Consider the following 16,816-nt stretch of genomic DNA (forward strand, 5'->3'; position numbering starts at 1 on the left):
GGACTTTCGCGGGTCAGCGGTGCAGGGACGCCTGCAGCGGGAGCGACCTTGACGAGTCGCCCACCTGGATCGTGAAGCCGCCGTGGACCGGGCGCCACGCCTTGTCCCAGATCGAGAAGTCGCGGGCGTCCAGGTGGATCGTCACGCGCTGGGCGTGCCCCGGCGCCAGCTGCACCCGCTCGAAGCCCTTGAGCTGCCGGGGCGGTTCGCCCGCGGCGGCCGGGAAGCCCAGGTACAGCTGCGCGACCTCGGCGCCCGCGCGGTGACCGGTATTGCGGACCGTGAACGTCGCCGTCGCGCCGTCGCCCGTGTTCCGCACCGACAGGCCGGAGAAGGCGAACGTCGTGTACGACAGGCCGTAGCCGAACGGGAACAGCGGCGCCTTGCCCTGCGCGTCGAACCAGCGGTAGCCGACCTGGAGCCCCTCCGAGTACGACGCCACGCCGTCGACGCCCGGGAACTGCTCGGGCGTGTTCGCCGGGGTGTCGGCGTCCGCCGCCGGGAACGTGATCGGGAGCTTCGCCGACGGGTTGCTGTCACCGAAGAGCACACCCGCCACCGCCGCACCGTCCTGCTGGCCCGGGTACCAGGCCTGCAGGATCGCGGGCACCGACGACGCCCACGGCATCAGCACCGGGCCACCGCTCTTCACCACGACCACCGTGTGCGGGTTGGCCGCGGCGACCGCCGCGACGAGCGCGTCCTGGTTGCCGTCCAGCGCCAGGCTCGCCCGGTCCTTGCCCTCCGCCTCGTTGTCGCCGACCATCACGATCGCGACGTCGGACGCCCCGGCCAGCGCCGCCGCCCGCGCCGGGTCGCTGCCGTCGTCCAGCGTCACCGCGGCGCCGGGAACCCGCTGCCGGAGGCCCGCCACCGGGTCCACTGTGGACGTCGGGATGACGGCGGAGCTGCCGCCACCGCCGGTCTTCGCCTGGGTCGCGAACGGCCCGATCAGCGCGATCGACCGCACCGAAGCGGAGTCGAGCGGCAACTGCGCGTGCTCGTTGCGCAGCAGCACCATGCCGCGCTCGGCGAACTGCTTGGCGGCCGCGTCGTGCTCGGCGGCCGGCAACGGCGTGAGCACCGGCGGGTGGTCGAACTGGCCGAAGGCGAACATCGTCCGGAACCGCGGCCGCAGCAGCTGGTCGACGCGCTGCTCGGTGACCTGCCCGGCGAGCACGGCCTGCTTCAGCTTGTCGCCGTACCAGGTGCCGTCGATCATTTCGAGGTTCATGCCCGCGTTCGCCGAGCCGACGGTGCTGTGCGCGGCGCCCCAGTCGGACTGCACGAACCCCTTGAAGCCCCAGTCGTCACGCAGCTTTCCCTGCAGCAGCGCGGGATTCTCACACGTGAAGACGCCGTTGATCTTCGGGTAGGCGCACATCACCGATCCGGCCTGGCCTTCGGTGACCGCCTGCTCGAAGTGCGGCAGGTAGATCTCGTTGAGCGTGCGCTCGTCGATGTGCTCGTCGATGCTCTGCCGCTGCGTCTCCTGGTTGTTCGCCGCGTAGTGCTTGACCTCGGCGATGGTGCCGTTCTCCTGGATGCCGCGGATGTCGGCGGCGGCCAGCGCGCCGGCGAGCACCGGGTCCTCCCCCATGCCCTCGAAGGTCCGGCCGTTGCGTGGGACGCGCGCGATGTTGATGTCGGGCGCTTCGGACACGTTGTGCGCGAGCGCGCGGGTCTCACTGCCGATCAGCCGGCCGTAGCGGCGGGCGACGTCGGTGTCGAACGTCGACGCCAGCGCCATCGTGGCGGGCAGCGCGGTCGCCGGTTTCTGCGGTTTGTCGTCGGCCGGGCCCATGCCGGCCGGGCCGTTGGCGATCCGGAAACCGGGCACGCCGAGCCGCGGGATCGGCGGCACGAACCGCTGGTGCTCGGCGTCGGGCTGCAGGTGCAGCTGGGAGATCTTCTCGTCCAGGGTCATCGCCGCGACCAGTTCCGCGGCCCGGCGATCGGGCGACTGACGTGCGTCGCGCCACGGCTGAGCGGCCGCCATCCCGGTGAGCGGGACCGTCAGCGAAATCCCCAGTAGCGCGGAAAGAACCAGGCGGCCGTAACGCATCGAGTCTCCCTCGCCACTGAACGGGACCAAGCCGGGGAGAAGGTAACGCATACGTGGCAACAAAACATAGACTCGATGGTCGTTCACGTACATGAACATTCCCGGGACTCAACCGTTTTCGCGGCTCACGCGTGGAGGAGCCGAGGACCGAGGGAGGACGAAGGATGCTCAAGAAAACACTGATCGGCGTAATGGTGGCGGGCGCGGCGACGCTGACCCTGGCGGCTCCGGCGAGCGCGGCCGACGAAGTCACGTGGGGCATGACACCCGAAGTGCAGCCGGGCGGACAGATCTACGCGCAGGTGCTCTCCGGGACGGGGAGTGGCTGCACCCCGGCCGGACCGGTCACGTCCAAGGGGTTCACCGAACCGCTGGGCTGGACCGAGGGTGGCAACTGGGGCAAGCACGCCGGGTACACGACGGCGATCAGGACGCCGGGCAAGTACACCGCGTCGTTCCCCTGCACCGATGGCCGGAAGGCGACCCAGGGGTTCACCATCCTGGGCACGCCGCCGACCACCACGACCAAGCCGAAGCCGACCACCACGAAGCCCAAGCCGCCGTCGACGTCGACGTCGTCCAAGCCCGCCAAGCCGGTGAAACCGCAGGTCGCGGTCAAGCCGGCCGGCGCACCGCAGACCGGGGACGGGTCGCTGAGCTGACCCTCCACAAAGGACCCCCGGGACCGGCCGCATCCCCAGTCGGCCGTCCCGGGGCCCGGCTCAGCGTGAAGCGGCCAGCCGCAGTGCCCGGTAGACGAACTGCTGGTCGCCGAGCCGGTGCCGCAGGTCGCGCTCCAGCCCGGCGATCGGGTACAGGTTCTGCGGCGCCCGCGAGTCCTTGTACGGGACCGACGCGAACCGCCCCAGCACCGACTGCGTGACGTTCGCCAGGTCCGTCACCTCTTCGCGCGCGAGGTGCGGGGCCGCCTCGACCCGCACCACCCCCGACCACGGCGGGCCGCCGTCCGAGGGCAGGCGCAGGTACCACGAGTGCCGGACCCACGTCGTGCCCATCAGGAACACCGGCGTGCGCTGGTGCGGGGTGAGCTCGCCGACCATCGCGTTGAGCTCGCCCGGCAGGTACGTCGTCTGGTGGCTCTTGATGAACCCGACGGCCCGCGGCAGGTGCGTGCGCCCGCTCAGCGGGCCGTCGACGACGAGCAGGTCGTGGCCGACGTGCCCGGCGATCGCCCGGCGCGCCTGTTCGGCCGTCTCCAGCTCGACGTCGGCCAGTTCGCTCTGCAGTGCCGAAGACAGCACCACGGCGAGGGGCTTGTCGTCCTTGGCCGTCGCGCGGAAGGCCTCGTACCGTCCGGCCGACGTCTCGATGCCAGCGGCCTCCGAGGCCACGGTGAACAGCCCGCGCCGGACGTTGGCGCCGATGACGTGCGCGCGGCCCGCGCAGCAGCACACGACGCCGGCCGCGTAGGACGCGCAGATCCCGATGGACGCGGAGTTCGCGCCGTCCGGGTCGTCGATCCAGACGCGGGCGTCGATGCGGCGGACGCCGTCCACGAACAGCACCGCGTCCGGCGGCGACGGCACCGGCGACGGGTCGATCGGCGCCCACTCGGCTGCCGGGACCTCGACGTCGAGCTCGACCTCGGCCTGCGACCGGGCGAGCTCCTCGGCCTCCATCGAGCTGCCGTAACCCGGGTCCCAGGCGTCGATGGTGAAGTTCATCCCCGCGACCGCGGTCATGCGCCCTCCCTGGTGATGTGCGAGCCGCTGCCGTCGCGGGTGACCAGGAACCGGACCGGCACGCGCTCGGCCAGCGCCGGCACGTGCGTGATCACGCCGACCATCCGCGTGCCGGAGGCCGACAGGTTCTCCAATGTGGACGCTACGACGTCGAGGGTCGCCTCGTCGAGCGTCCCGAAGCCCTCGTCGAGGAAGATCGACTCCAGCTTGGTCGCGCCGGCCACGGCCATGGCGCCCAGCTGGGACGACAGCGCGAGGGCCAGCGCCAGCGACGCCTGGAAGGTCTCCCCGCCCGACAGCGTCTTCACCGGGCGGCGGGCGTCGGCCTCGTTGTGGTCCACCACCAGGAAGTCGCCCTTGTCGTGGGTCAGCTCGAACTGGCCGCCGGACAGCTCCAGCAGCGACGCGGACGCCTCGGCGACCAGCGTGTCGAGCGCCCCGGCGATCAGCCAGCGCGGGAACTTGTCCGAGCGCAGGAGATCCGCGAGCAGCTTCGCGACCTGCGACTCCGACTCCGCGCCCGCGATGTCGCCGCGCAGGCCTTCGACGTGGGCCACCCGCCGCCGCAGCTCCGTGTGGTCGGCCTCGGCGCGGGCGCGTGCGGTGGCCAGCGCCACCGGCACCCGGTCGCGCACCGGCCCCGCCGGCAGGGTGATCCCGAGCGCGGTGACGTCGTCGGCGACCTGCTGTTCGGCCCCGCGCAACGCTTCCGCTGCGGAACCCTCGGCGGTCTCCGCGGCGGCCAGCCGCGCACGGCGTTCGGTCGCCTGCCCGGCCGCCCAGTCCGTCAGCGACGTCCAGGCGTCCAGCAGGCCTTCGCCGTCGATCGGCGGCGCGCCGAAGCCGACGAGGGGATCGCGCGCCCGGGACAGCTTCTGCCGCTCGGCCTCGACTTCCTTGCTCACGCGCGCCTGGCCGTCGATGGCCTGCTTCGCCGCGGCACGCGCTGTGCGCAGCTCCGCGTCGGCGGCACGCGCGGCTTGTTCGAGCGACGCGACCTGCGCCAGCTGCGCGGTGACGACGTCGGCGGACGGCGCGTCGGCGAGCGTCACGACCAGTTCGTCACGGCGGCGCGTGGTGGTGTCCAGCCGGGTGCGCGCCGACTGCTCGGCCAGGCCCGCGTCGTTCGCCTGCGTGCGGCGGGTTTCGGCGGTCCGCTCGGCCGACGCGAGGTCGTCCGCCGCGACGACGGCTTCCTTGCCCGCGGCTTCGGCGGCCGCTTCGAGCGCGCCCAACGCGGTACGCCGTGCCTCGAGCGCCGACGCCGCCCACGCCGTGAGGCGCTGCCAGCCTGCCGCGACGTCGTCGGCGTCGATCCCCGGCGCACCCAGCTCCACCAGCGGATCCCGGGCCGCCCGCAGGGCTTCCCGGGCCGCCACGGCCGACTTCTCGACGACTTCGGCGTCGCGCTGGGCCGCTGTGCGCTCGGCGCGGGCCGCCGCCAGCTCGGCGTCGGCGGCGCGGGCGGCCTCGATGACGCGGGCGCGGGCGTCGAGCGTCGCGGACAGCCACTCCCCTCGTTCGCGCACGGCGGCGATGAGATCGGCGAAGTCCTGCTCGGAAGAACCGGCTTCGACCGGGCGCAGCAGCAGAGCCGACTCCGGCGGGCCTTCGACGTCCGCGAGGGCCACGCGCAGCTCTTCCGCCTGCGCGGCCGCCGAAGCGGACTGGTCGGCGTCGCGGTCCACGGCCCGTTCCAGCTTGCGGACGGCGGTTTCGGCCGCCGCGCGCCGCTGCTCCGCCTGGTCCAGGCGTTCGCGGGCCTCGGCGAGGTGCGCGTGGCCGTCGTGCTCCGGCACGGCCGAGACTTCCTGCTCGCACACCGGGCACGGGTGCCCGACGGCGAGCCCGGCCCGCAGGACCAGCGCCTGCCCGGCGCGTTCGGCGTCGGTGACCGCGGTCCGGGCCGCGGCGAGTTCGGCGTCGGACGCGGTGAAAGCCGTCCGCGCCGCGTCGAGTTCCGTGCGGCGGGCCGCGTGCTCCGGCAGGGCTTTGCGCTGGGTCTCGGCCACCGTGTAGAGGGTGCGGGCGTCGGTCCGGGCCGCGGTGAGCGCGGCGCCGTCCGGCTGGGCGGCCAGCGCGGCGCGCGCTTCGGCGTCGGCGGTCTCGGCCGCGGTCAGCCGGGATGCCGCGGCCGTCACGCGCTTCGCGACGCGCGCGGACTCCGCCGACAGGTCACCGAGATCCGCCGGCGGCCGCAGCCCGGCCAGCCGGTCCCGCTCCCCGCGGACGCGCGCGGCGTCGGCGGCGGCGGCCTCGGCGGCCCGCGCGGTGGTGTCGTGGGTCTTGCGGGCCGCGTCGACGATCGCCACCGCGTCGGCCACCGCCGTCGCGGCGGTGTCTTTGGCCTGCGACGCCGTCTTCGCGCCTTCGGCGAGGTCGGGAAGAGCGGCCTCGGCCGCGACGAGTTCCGCGCGGGCGGCGCGGATCCGCTCCAGCTCGCCCCGGTCGGGCGCGGCGGCCAGCGCGGCGCGGGCCGCTTCGTCCGCCGTCTCGGCCGAGTCGAGGGCGCTCCGCGCGGCCGTGGCCGCCTCCGCCGCGGTCCGGCGCCGGGCTTCGAGGTCTTCGACGCCGTCGGGGCGTTCCAGCGCGTCGAGGATCGCGAGGTCCCGGGTGAGCGTGCTGACGAGCTGCCGGGCTTCGTCGTGCGCGCGGGTCGCGTCGGTCAACCCCGGCAACGCCGTCTCGACCCGCGCGTCCAGTTCGGCCAGCGCGGTCATGCGCGCGGCCAGGGCTTCGACGGCTTCCTCGGTCGCGTCGGCGTAACTGCCGAGCTGCTCTTCCAGGACTTTCGCGCGCTGCGCCTGCTGCTCGGCGGTCACGTTGGCGCGGCGGCCGATCCGCTCGTAGACCTCCAGGCCCAGCAGCTTGATGAGGATCTTCTGCCGGTCGGCGGCCTTGGCGTGCAGGAACTCCGCGAAGTCGCCCTGCGGCAGCGCGACGCAGGTGCAGAAGTGCTTGAACGTCAACCCGAGCAGACGTTCGATCGCCGGCGTCACCTCGGAGTCCGCGGCGACGGCGTCGGCTTCGTCGTCCGGGCCGCCGAGCGCGGCGTTGTCGGCGAGCCGTTCCAGGCGGACGTTCTTCACGCTGACCGTGGGTTTCTTGCCGCCGCTGCGGCGGACTTCGCGCACCACGTGGTAGCGCGTGCCGCCCGCGTCGAAGACCAGCCGCACGGTCGCGCGGTTCGCCGTCGGGGCCAGCGCGGGCGCCACCAGACCCTCGTGGTCCCAGCGGGCGACCGAACCGTAGAGGGCGAAGGTGAGCGCGTCGATGACCGTGCTCTTGCCGGCGCCGGTCGGCCCCACGAGCGCGAAGTAGTCCGTGTCCTCGAAGCTGACTTCGGTCTTCTCGCGGAACGACGCGAAGCCGGTCATCTCCAGCAGTACCGGTCGCATGTCACACCCCGCTCGTCTCGTCGTCGTGCAGCCGCGCGAAGAGCGCCTGCACCCTCTTGTCCGCCACCGTCCGCTCGTCGCAGTACGCCGCGAACAGCTCGCCCGGTGACCGGTCCGCCACCGCGCGTTCGCGGCCCGAGGCCGTGATCGGCGCCGCGAACTCCGGGTCGATGCGGATCTCCAAGGCGTTGGGCAGGGCTTCCTGGATCTCCTCGCGCAGCCCGGCCCGGGTCGCTTCCCGGACGTAGACGCGGAGGTAGTCCTCGCCGAACTCCGCGGCCCGGCCGACGAGTTCGGCCACCGTGCCGTGGACGGTGCGCAGCTTCCGCCCCGACGTCAGCGGGATTTCGGTGATCTTCGCGGGCGTGCTCGGCGTCACCTCGACCGACAGCACGACGCTCGTGTTGTCCTGTTCGCCGAAATCGACGGGCATCGGCGCGCCGCTGTAGTGCACCGGGCAGGCCGCGGGCAGCGACTGGCGGCGGTGCAGGTGCCCGAGCGCGACGTAGTGCGGGTCGGCGCCGAACGCCGTCGCCGGCACGTGGTACTCGAAGATGGACTGCGCCGCGCGTTCGCCGCCGCCCAGCGCCCCGCCCGTCACGGTCAGGTGCGCCATGACGAGGTTGACGGCGCCGTCGGTGAAGCCGGACTTGAGGTGCTCCAGGATGTCGCGGACGCGCTGGTCGTACTGGCCGACGTTGTCCGCCGGCGTCCCGGCGAGCAGCTCGGCGGCGCGCACCGCGTAGCGCTGGGAAAGGAAGGGCAGCACGGCGACGTTGACGCGCTCGCCCGTCGAACGCGCGTCGAACGAGACGACACCGCCGTCGGCGACCGGGCGCGGGTCGCCGGAGAGCTGGATGCCCGCCGCCCGCAGCAGCGGCCGGTACGCCTCGAACGTCGCGGCGTGGTCGTGGTTCCCGGCGATCGCCAGGACCTCGGCACCGGTTTCGCGCAGCGCCATCAGGGCCTGCACCACGAGTTCCTGCGCGGCGGCCGACGGCGCCGACGTCTCGTAGAGGTCGCCTGCGATCAGGATCGCGTCGAAGGCCTCCTTCCGCGCGATCCGGACGATCTCGCCGAGCACGGCGCGCTGCTCGTCCAGGCGGTTGCGGCCCTTGAGCGTCTTGCCGACGTGCCAGTCGGAGGTGTGCAGGAACTTCACGCGGCGTCCTTCCGTTCTTCGCCTGTGGCCGGGGGGCTCAGAAAGGTGGTGGGTCGTCGCCGAACGGGTCGCTGCTCCCGCGCGTGGGCAGGCCCGCGAAGGGATCGGCGTTCTTGGACGCGGCCGTCGTGGTCGGGACCTGTCCCGCCTCGGAGAGCCGCGTGGCCCAGGCCGGGAACGGGAAGCCGACCGCGATCGGCACCGGGATCTCCGGCTGGCTCACGAACATCGTGCCGGGCGTCGCGAGCGTCGCGCGGACCCGCTGGCTGGCCGGGAGGAAGCCGTACTCGGGGCGCGAGGCCTCCGCGGCGTCGAGGCGGCCGACGATCCGGATCGAGCTGTTGCTGACGATCCGGCGTTCGACCTCGGACGCGGTCTGCTGCGCGCCGATCAGGATCACGCCGAGGGACCGGCCGCGCTCGGCGATGTCCAGCAGGACTTCCTTGATCGGGCTGCTGCCTTCGCGCGGCGCGTACTTGTTGAGCTCGTCCAGCATAGTGAACAGCAGCCCGCCCGCGCCGGCCGCTTCCTTGCGCGCGGTCTCCGCGGCGAGCGTCACGCCGACGACGAACCGCTGCGCGCGCTCGACGAGGTTGTGGATGTCCACCACGGTCACCTGCTGGTTCTCCGTGGAGAGCTTGCGCGCGGCGTGGTCGGTGAGGTCGCCGCGGATGAGGCCGTTGAGCGCGCGCTGGCTGGAGCGCAGGCGGCGGATGAACGCGTTGACCGTGCCCGCGCCGGTGACCGCACCCGCCCAGCTCGCGCGGGTTTCCTCGTCGGTGACGCGGTCGCAGATGACGTCGATGAGCTCGGCGTAGGTGCGGCACAGCACGCCGTCGACGTTGGCGGCGCCGTCCTTCCCGGCCGGCGTCGTGTCCAGCCGCAACCGGTTCGCGACCTGGTGGATGACCATCGTGTACTGGTTGCGCTCGTCCTCGGCGTCGGCGAAGACGTAGGGCAGCAGGTCGGTCGCGCAGAACTCCGCGATGGTCCACCAGAAGGCGCCGACGCCGGTGGTCCGCCCGGTGACGTAAGGCTTCCCCGTGGTGTCCGACGGCGTCGGCGGCGCGTAGAACCCGACCGAGGCGAAAGGCTCCGCGGGCAGGCCGAGCTTGGCGTACTCCTCCCGCAGCTTGGCGTCGAGGTGGATGTTCGGGGTGTCGAGGAACAGCAGGTCCTCGCCCTTGACCGAGAACACCAGGGCCTTGGCGTTGTGGGCGTTGGACAGGGCGCCGCCGCGGAAGATCGAGTGCAGCAGGAACAACGCGAACGACGTCTTCGTGGCGACCCCGGACACCCCGCTGATGCTGACGTGCGCGCCGCGCGTGCCGTCGAGGAAGTCCAGGTTGAGGAACACCGGTTCGCCGTCGCGGCCCAGGCCGACCGCCACCTGGCGGCTCATGTTGTCGAAGTACAGCGCCTGCGCGCGATCCTCCCCCACCGCACGGGAGACCACGGCGCCCGGCCGCGGCGGCACGTAGCACTCGGGCTCGACGCGGGTGGTCGCGATCTCGGCGATCTCCTGCACCTGCGCGGGCAGGACTCCGTCCGAGATCAGGAAGACGTCACTGCCGAAGCTGGCGCCTTCGTGCCGCGCGCTCACCTGCGTCACGACGCCGTAGGAGACGACTTCGCCGCGCCCCGGCAGCTCCCGCCGTGTCACGACCACGTCGTCGAGCTGCAGATAGGCTTCCGGATCGATGGCCACGTGGAACTGCAGCGGCGTCGAATCCTCGGTGCCCGCCACCCGTCCGACCACGGTGGTGAGAGTCTCCTGGTCCACGGTTCTCCCTGTCCGCCCGGCGCTTCCTCCGGCCGCAGACTAGCCCGCCGGAAGTCCGCGGCCCCGGCCAACACGGCGTTGCGGCTCCCGCGGTACCGAGGACGTCACCGCCCGCCACGGCTGGGCCGAACGAGTGAGTTCACCCTTCGGGGAAGATCTTTTAGTCACCACAGGCATTTCGGGCGGCACCCGGCCGGGGTCCCGCACGCCGGAAAGGTCGTCCCGGCGGGGCGCGGCGTTACCGCCCGGCGCCGGGCTTCCCCCGGGCCGCCGTCCGGACTTCCGCTGGCTCCAGGGTGAAGCGGCGCCGGCGGCCCTCGCCGCGGGGTCCGGCGGGGCCTCGCGGGGGCCGCCGGCGGGCCCGCGATCCCCGATCGCAGCGCGGGATCGGGACCGGAGTGGCCTCAGCCACACGCCGGACGCGCCCGGCACGGCGTGTCGGCGAAAAAGTCTTCCGGGACCCCACCGGTCCTATATGGACGACCACTGTGGACGGCACCGGAACCAGGTTTTGCCTGCTCAGGGCCATGGTCGGCTTCCCGGGACCGTTGCGGGCGGGGTCGGGCCAGCCCCTCTCAGGGGGCGGAACCCGCCCCCGTACAAGGAAATATTTCGACCCCCAGTTGGATTTTGTGCGGTATTGGTAATACCGTGTGCAGTGTCGGCCGAGATGGGCCGTGTACAAGTTCCACTATGGAGGACTGGAATGACGAACAAGGCCCAGCTGATCGAGGCGCTGTCTGAGCGTTTGGGCGACAAGAAGGTGGCTTCGCAGGCCGTTGACGGTCTGGTCGACATCATCATCCGGACGGTCAACAAGGGCGAGAAGGTGAACATCACCGGCTTCGGCGTGTTCGAGAAGCGTGCCCGTGCGGCCCGCACCGCTCGCAACCCGCGTACCGGTGAAGCTGTTCGCGTGAAGAAGACCAACGTCCCCGCCTTCCGCGCCGGCACCACCTTCAAGGACGTCATCTCCGGCACGAAGAAGCTGCCGAAGGCGACCCCGGTCAAGCGTGCGACCGCCGCCACCACCACCACGCGTGCGGCTGTCGCCAAGGCGTCCGCACCGGCCAAGACCACCAGCACGCGGGCCACCACGCCCCGCGCGGCCGCGGCCAAGCCGACCACGGCCCGCGCGACGGCCACCCGGACCCGCGCCACCGCGGCGAAGCCGGCCGCCAAGGCCACCGCGACCAAGGCGGCGACCGCCACCAAGGCCGCCCCGAAGACCGCGGCCGCCAAGGCCGCCCCGGCCAAGGCCACCGCCGCCAAGGCCACCACCACCCGGGCCAAGGCAGCGGCCAAGCCGGCCGCCACCAAGACCGCGGCGGCGAAGAAGCCCGCCGCGGCCAAGGCCCCGGCCAAGCGCACGTCGGCTGCCAAGAAGAAGTGAAGTAGCTTCTGACGCCGGAAGGGCCCCGCACCACTGGTGCGGGGCCCTTCCGCATGTCCGGGGGTTGTCCGGCCGGGTCCGGGCGTCCGGCCGGACCCGGCATCGCGGACAGGCCCGGGCATCGCGGGCGGCTGGTTGAAACCGGGCCGCTGTCTGTATCTCGGCCGGGCTGCCGCGTGGCACTGGTCAGGGCTCGCGACGCTGCGGACGCCTGCTCGGTGCTGGTCAGTACTTGCGGTCCCCTGGCGGGGCGGCAGCTCGGCTTCGGAGCCAACGCCTGCGGTTCCCTCGGCTCAGCCGCTACTGGGGCCCGGTTAACACGTACGGCTCCACCGGTGCGAGGGCTGCCCGGCCCCGGTCAGCGCTACGGCTCCGCCGCTGCGTGAGCACCTCGGTACCGGTCAGTCCCTCGCAGTTCTGCTGCTGCGACGGCTACCGACCCCGGCCGGTCCTTACGGCTCCGCTGCCCCGGCCCGGTCAGCTTCTCGTGGGTTTCACCACTGCGCCGACTGCTCGGGCCCGTTCAGCAGGTGCGGTGCCGCCGGCGCACCGGTCGATCGAGTCGGTCGATGCTTGCGGTCCCGAGGCGTGCGGCGGCTGCTCAGGCCCAGTCACTGCCCGAGATACCGCTGGTGGGGCAGCCGATCGAGGTCGGTCAGCGCTTGCGGCTCCTCGCTGCGGCAGCAGCTCGGTGCCGGTGATTGCTTGCGGTTCCCCTGGTGCAGCGGCTGCTCAGGCCCGTTCAGTGGGGCGGTACCGCCGGTGCACCGGCCAATCGGTACCGGTCCAGTGCGCGCGGTTCCGCCGATGCGGCAGCAGCTCGGCGCCGTCGGTGCCTGCGGTTCCGCTGACACAAGGGCCAATCGGCCCCGGTCAGTGTCTGCGATTCCGCTGGTACGGCAGCAGCCCAGGCCCGGCCGGCCCGCAGCACCGCCGGTACCGCGGCCACTCACTCCCGGTCAGAGCCTGCGGCCCCACTGCTGCAACAGCAGCCCCGGGCCCGGAGAGCGCGCAAGATTCCGCTGATGCGACAGCAGCCCAGCCCCGGTCAGCGCGGACGGTTCCGCTGGTGCCGGGTCACGTCGATGAGGGCCGCGTTGAACACCGCCCACGTCTCGCGGCCCAGGCGCCGGGCGTGACGCTCCTGGATCGTCGTCAGGATGCGGGTCTCGGCCTGGCCTCGGGGTGTGGGGCTGACCAGCGTGGCTCTGCGGTCCGCCGGGTCCGGGCGGCGCTCGACGTAGCCCAGGTGCTCCAGTTCGTCGATCAGCATGCCGATCACCTGCTTGTGCCGGCCCGACAGGCGGGACAGCTCCGTCGCCCGCACGCCGTCCTTCTCCAGGTGTGCCAGTACCGCGCCGTGGCGGGGGTGCAGGTCGGCGAAGCCTCGGGCGGCCAGCTTCGCGAGGAAGCTCGTCCTGCACCGCGAACAGCAGCCGCCCGGCGAGGACGCCGAGGTCCGGGTCGGATTCGTTCTTCTCGGCCCGCGTGACCACGCCGTTCTCCTCACCGCTCGCACCGCCGCGAGCAGGGAGGGTAGCCGCGCCGCCAATTATTCCGCGGGCAGTGTGATGAGCGTATGGCCCGATCCGAATCCGGGTCCCCGGCCCGATTTGGAACGAGTCCGTTATTCGGCCGGTGCGAATGTCTCGCGAATGCCCGGCAACCCCCAATTCTTGACCTCGTACGTCCCGACGCGACACGGTCAGGAGAAGGTGACCGGGATGAACACGTCCGCTGTGCGGTCGTTGGCCGACAGGTGGTCGCGGCGGGAGACGATCGCGCACGTCACCGACGGGTCGCCGCAGTCCAAGCCGGTGCCGGCCGGGCGACGCGGATCCGCGTGGTGAACGTCGAGCGGTTCGGCGGCACGGCGACGGCCGGCCGGAGCGCCACGGCCACGCCGTCGCCCTACCGCTGGCCGGCGGGCACGTCGACGTTCGACGGGACGACCGGCAAGGGCTCGGTCGCCTTCGGCGGCCGCGTCACCTTCGTGCTGGAACCGCACCTGATCTGGAACTTCGAGCTGTCCAACCCGAAGGTCACCTTCGCCGGAGACGGCACCGGCAAGCTGACCGCGACGCGGGCGGTGCTGACCGCGTCGATCGAGCACCACGTCCCCCGGGTGCACCTGCTCGAACACGAGTACACCCGCGCGGTCACCGAGGCCGAGCCGGCGTGGGTGCGCGCGGTGTCCGCCGACCTCGCCGCGGGGACGCTCGCCTGGGACGCCTACTTCGTCCCGCGAAAGGAGCGATCATGACGCCCAAGCCCGGCCTGCTGACGACCCTGCTCGAGATCGCGCTTTCGTTCGGCCTCCACTACCTCCTGCGCGCCTTCGGCCTCGACGTCTTCCGGTCCCTCGTGATCCCGGCGATCGCGGTCGGCGTCATCGCGGTGGCGGTGACGGTCCGCCGGCGGCGCATCGACCTGATGGGACTCCTGGCGACGCAGAGCCCGCGCGTCGCGGCCCTGCGCGAGGTGGCTTACATCCTGGTCGGGGGCGTGTTCTGCCTCGTGACGCTCGTCCGGCGCCGGCCGCTCGCGCACACGACCGCGGCGTCGATGGCGAGCTTCGGCGACCCCACGCGGGAGAAGGCGTTCGAACTCGCGTGGGCGGAAGAGCCGCGCTACCGCCGGTGGCAGCGGCTGCTCACGGCCACGCTCGGCGCGCTCATGGTGGGCGCCGGCGTGATCCGGGCGTACATCCTTTACGCCGCACCGGACAGCGGGATCGCGCACGCGGTCGACGTCTCCAACGTCGTGGGGCACGGTGATGTGGGTGGCGGTGTTCGTCGTCCCCGCCGTCCGCATCCAGCCCGCGCGCCGGATCGTGCAGGACGTGCTCGAACGGCCGCAGGCCACGCCCTAGCCCCTGGCGGTCACTGGAACAGACCAATTTCGCCCCGGCTGAACCGAACAAGATCTCCCGGCGCTACCGGCGGGTGCTAGCGGCGCGCGATCCTCGGAACTTCCGCGGGAGACCCAGGGATGTGGCCATGAAACGGATCGCCGTCCTCTTGCTCCTGGCCGTCGCCTGCCTGGTTCCGACGTCGAGTGCCGAAGCCGGGCAGACCGGGTTGCGGGCCGCCGATCCGAGCGTGCTGCGCGTCGGTTCCACCTACTTCGCCGCGCAGTCCACCGGTGGCGGGATCGCCGTCCGGCAGGGCTCCTCCCCCGACGCCGCGGCGAGCGCGCCCGCCCGGCAGGTCTGGTCCGACACCCGCGGCCGCGGCGAGGTGTGGGCGCCCGAGATCGTCGTCGACGGCGGGCGGTTCTACATCTACTTCTCGGCCGGGACCGGCAACGCGCACCGGATGTACGTCATCAGCTCCGCCGTCGCCGACAGCGGCTACACCGCCGAGACGCAGCTCGCGCTGCCCGATGGCAAGTGGGCCATCGACGGCACGATGTTCACCTTCGGCGGGCAACGCTGGTTCGTCTGGTCGGGCTGGGCGGGCGACACGAACGTCGAGCAGAACCTGTACCTCGCCCGGATGAGCGGCCCGACGACGCCGACCGGCGCGCGGTACGTCATCTCGCAACCGCGCGAGAGCTGGGAACGCGTGGTGGGCAACCCCTTCATCAACGAGGCGCCCACGGCGATCAAGGACCCCAACGGGCAGCTGCACATCGTCTACTCCACCAACGGCAGCTGGAGCGACCAGTACTGCCTCGGCGAGGTCCGGCTGCGCGCCGGCGGCGACCCGACCTACGTCTGGGACTGGTACAAGTCGAACGGCTGCCTGTTCGGCTCCCACCGCGAGACGATGATGGCCGGCTGGGACCCGACCCTGCACGTCGACGGGCCGGGCAGCCACAGCTTCGTCCTGCTCAACGGCGACATCGCGACGAGCCCGCCCGCCGGGCCGAAGTTCCCGCTGATGTTCCACGCCGTGGCCAAGGGCACGCCGTACTCGTGGGCGAACCGCTACTGGTACTCGGGCACTTTCTGCTGGTGGGGCTCGACGACCTACCGCCGGGCCAACGTCCCGGGCGCGACCACCGACACCGGCTGGAGCCTCAAGTTCTTCGAGTGACGTCCGGTATGCCGTGAATGACGGGAAGCCGGGCGACCGGCTCGGCGACACGCGCAACGCCGTCGCCGTCGGCGTCTCCCGGCTGCGCAAGGTGCTCGGCGCCGGCGCGGTGGTGGTCGAGGGAGGTGGCTTTCGAGCACCTGCGCAAGACGCTCGCCGACGAGCTGGGCGTCGACCCCGGACCCGGCGCGCACCGGATGCACCAGCGGATCCTGCACCAGTCATGGCTCCCACGCCAAGCCTGGCGATCACGCCACGGCTGGTCCGCTTCCGGGTGCTCGGGCTGGACCGCTTTCACCCCGCCTGACCGAACGCGAACAACCGCCGGTGCTCCCGTGGCGACACGTTCGTCGCGCGGCGGAACTGCGCCCGCAGGTTGGCCGCCGTGCCCAAGCCGACGGCCCGGGCGATCTCCTCGATCGGCCGGTCCGAGTTCTCCAGCAGCTCCTTCGCCCGCGCGATCCGCTGCTCGCGCAGCCACGACAGCGGCGGCAGGCCCGTCCGCTCGCGGAACCGGCGGTGGAACGTGCGCTCCGACATGCGCGCCCGCTCGGCCATGTCCCGCACGGACAGGTTCTCCCCCAGCGCCGTGAGCAGCCACTGCTGGGCCCGCGCGATGACGTCGTCGCCGGGCGGCACCACCCTCTTCTCGACGAACTGCTGCTGGCCGTCCGGCGATCGCGGGGCCATCACGATGCGGCGCGAGACGTGCCGCGCCGCCGTGGCGCCGAGGTCGCGGTGCAGGACGTGCAGGCACAGGTCGACGCCGGCCGTCACGCCGCCGGACGTGAGCACCGCCGGAGTCTCGGCGACGAGCAGCGACCCGTCCACCGTCACCGCCGGAAACCGGGCCGCCAGCTCGTCGCAGAGCGACCAGTGCGTCGTCACGGTCAGGCCGTCGAGGACACCGGCCGCCGCCAGCGCGAACGCGCCCGAGCAGATCGAGATCATCCGGGCGCCCCGCCGGTGCGCGGCGGCGACGGCCCGCACCACCGCCCCGGGCAGCTCCCGCTCGGCGGCGCCCGCGTAGCCGGGCACGATCACCGTGGCCGCCTTGCGCAGCAGGTCGAGGCCGCCGTCGGGGACCACGGACGTCCCGCCCGCGACCGGCACCGGGCGGCCGTCGACCGACGCGGTCACGACGTCGTAGGCCTCCGGCGCCTCCCGCGCGAAGACGTGCAACGGGATCGCGTAGTCCAGCGGGAGCACTTCGTCGAGCAGGACGACGACCATCCGGTGACGGGCCATGGCAGGATCGTAGCGCTTGTAGGC

13 protein-coding genes and 1 pseudogene are annotated in these 16,816 nt (G+C 72.6%); 7 read left to right on the forward strand and 7 right to left on the reverse strand.

The window, feature by feature from the left end:
- Nucleotides 1–13: 13 nt before the first annotated feature.
- Nucleotides 14–2,065: a glycoside hydrolase family 3 C-terminal domain-containing protein gene (locus ACLJQZ_RS18720; RefSeq protein ID WP_410621265.1), complete on the reverse strand. Its 2,052-nt coding sequence runs from the start codon at nucleotides 2,063–2,065 to the stop codon at nucleotides 14–16.
- A 164-nt stretch (nucleotides 2,066–2,229) separates the two neighbouring features.
- On the opposite strand from ACLJQZ_RS18720, the gene ACLJQZ_RS18725 reads away from it, so the two are divergent.
- Complete coding sequence (locus ACLJQZ_RS18725) at nucleotides 2,230–2,727, forward strand: hypothetical protein (protein ID WP_410621266.1); 498 nt, start codon at nucleotides 2,230–2,232, stop codon at nucleotides 2,725–2,727.
- A 60-nt stretch (nucleotides 2,728–2,787) separates the two neighbouring features.
- Here the strand turns inward: ACLJQZ_RS18725 and ACLJQZ_RS18730 are convergent, their stop codons facing one another.
- From ACLJQZ_RS18730 to ACLJQZ_RS18745, 4 genes are read right to left on the reverse strand one after another with little or no spacing between them, the layout of a single operon-like run.
- On the reverse strand, nucleotides 2,788–3,768 hold the full coding sequence (locus ACLJQZ_RS18730) for a hypothetical protein (protein ID WP_410621267.1): 981 nt from the start codon (nucleotides 3,766–3,768) through the stop codon (nucleotides 2,788–2,790).
- Nucleotides 3,765–7,166, reverse strand: coding sequence for an AAA family ATPase (locus tag ACLJQZ_RS18735; protein WP_410621268.1), 3,402 nt, complete (start codon nucleotides 7,164–7,166; stop codon nucleotides 3,765–3,767). The genes ACLJQZ_RS18730 and ACLJQZ_RS18735 overlap by 4 nt, the downstream gene beginning before the upstream one ends.
- Before the next feature lies 1 nt (nucleotide 7,167).
- A complete protein-coding gene (locus ACLJQZ_RS18740) occupies nucleotides 7,168–8,328 on the reverse strand; it encodes an exonuclease SbcCD subunit D (protein WP_410621269.1) in 1,161 nt (386 codons plus the stop codon).
- A 37-nt stretch (nucleotides 8,329–8,365) separates the two neighbouring features.
- Nucleotides 8,366–10,111, reverse strand: coding sequence for an ATP-binding protein (locus ACLJQZ_RS18745; RefSeq protein ID WP_410621270.1), 1,746 nt, complete (start codon nucleotides 10,109–10,111; stop codon nucleotides 8,366–8,368).
- Nucleotides 10,112–10,817: 706 nt separating this feature from the next.
- Here ACLJQZ_RS18745 and ACLJQZ_RS18750 point away from each other — a divergent pair.
- A complete protein-coding gene (locus tag ACLJQZ_RS18750; protein ID WP_410621271.1) occupies nucleotides 10,818–11,504 on the forward strand; it encodes an HU family DNA-binding protein in 687 nt (228 codons plus the stop codon).
- A gap of 1,048 nt (nucleotides 11,505–12,552) precedes the next feature.
- On the opposite strand, the gene ACLJQZ_RS18755 is transcribed toward ACLJQZ_RS18750, so the two are convergent.
- The gene (locus ACLJQZ_RS18755) at nucleotides 12,553–13,014 is read right to left on the reverse strand and encodes a MarR family winged helix-turn-helix transcriptional regulator (protein ID WP_410621272.1); all 462 of its coding nucleotides are present in this window, start codon (nucleotides 13,012–13,014) and stop codon (nucleotides 12,553–12,555) included.
- A 214-nt stretch (nucleotides 13,015–13,228) separates the two neighbouring features.
- Between ACLJQZ_RS18755 and ACLJQZ_RS18760 the strand changes: the two genes are divergently transcribed.
- The 5 genes and pseudogenes from ACLJQZ_RS18760 to ACLJQZ_RS18780 form a co-directional block, all read left to right on the forward strand.
- Nucleotides 13,229–13,354, forward strand: coding sequence for a hypothetical protein (locus tag ACLJQZ_RS18760; RefSeq protein WP_410621273.1), 126 nt, complete (start codon nucleotides 13,229–13,231; stop codon nucleotides 13,352–13,354).
- Nucleotides 13,351–13,767 (forward strand): HtaA domain-containing protein, encoded by a 417-nt coding sequence (locus ACLJQZ_RS18765; protein ID WP_410621274.1) that lies wholly within the window; start codon nucleotides 13,351–13,353, stop codon nucleotides 13,765–13,767. Before ACLJQZ_RS18760 ends, ACLJQZ_RS18765 begins: the two co-directional genes overlap by 4 nt.
- Complete coding sequence (locus ACLJQZ_RS18770; protein WP_410621275.1) at nucleotides 13,764–14,456, forward strand: VC0807 family protein; 693 nt, start codon at nucleotides 13,764–13,766, stop codon at nucleotides 14,454–14,456. Before ACLJQZ_RS18765 ends, ACLJQZ_RS18770 begins: the two co-directional genes overlap by 4 nt.
- Before the next feature lie 47 nt (nucleotides 14,457–14,503).
- Nucleotides 14,504–15,544 carry a glycoside hydrolase family 43 protein gene (locus ACLJQZ_RS18775; RefSeq protein WP_410621276.1) on the forward strand — a complete coding sequence of 347 codons (1,041 nt, stop codon included), beginning with the start codon at nucleotides 14,504–14,506 and terminating at the stop codon, nucleotides 15,542–15,544.
- Nucleotides 15,545–15,561: 17 nt separating this feature from the next.
- Nucleotides 15,562–15,747, forward strand: a pseudogene (locus ACLJQZ_RS18780) (hypothetical protein); the annotation flags it as partial.
- A 91-nt stretch (nucleotides 15,748–15,838) separates the two neighbouring features.
- Here ACLJQZ_RS18780 and ACLJQZ_RS18785 read toward each other — a convergent pair.
- Nucleotides 15,839–16,792, reverse strand: coding sequence for a GlxA family transcriptional regulator (locus ACLJQZ_RS18785; protein WP_410621277.1), 954 nt, complete (start codon nucleotides 16,790–16,792; stop codon nucleotides 15,839–15,841).
- Nucleotides 16,793–16,816: the final 24 nt, after the last annotated feature.

Source organism: Amycolatopsis sp. cmx-8-4 (genome assembly GCF_046548675.1).
Taxonomy (GTDB): Bacteria; Actinomycetota; Actinomycetes; order Mycobacteriales; family Pseudonocardiaceae; genus Amycolatopsis.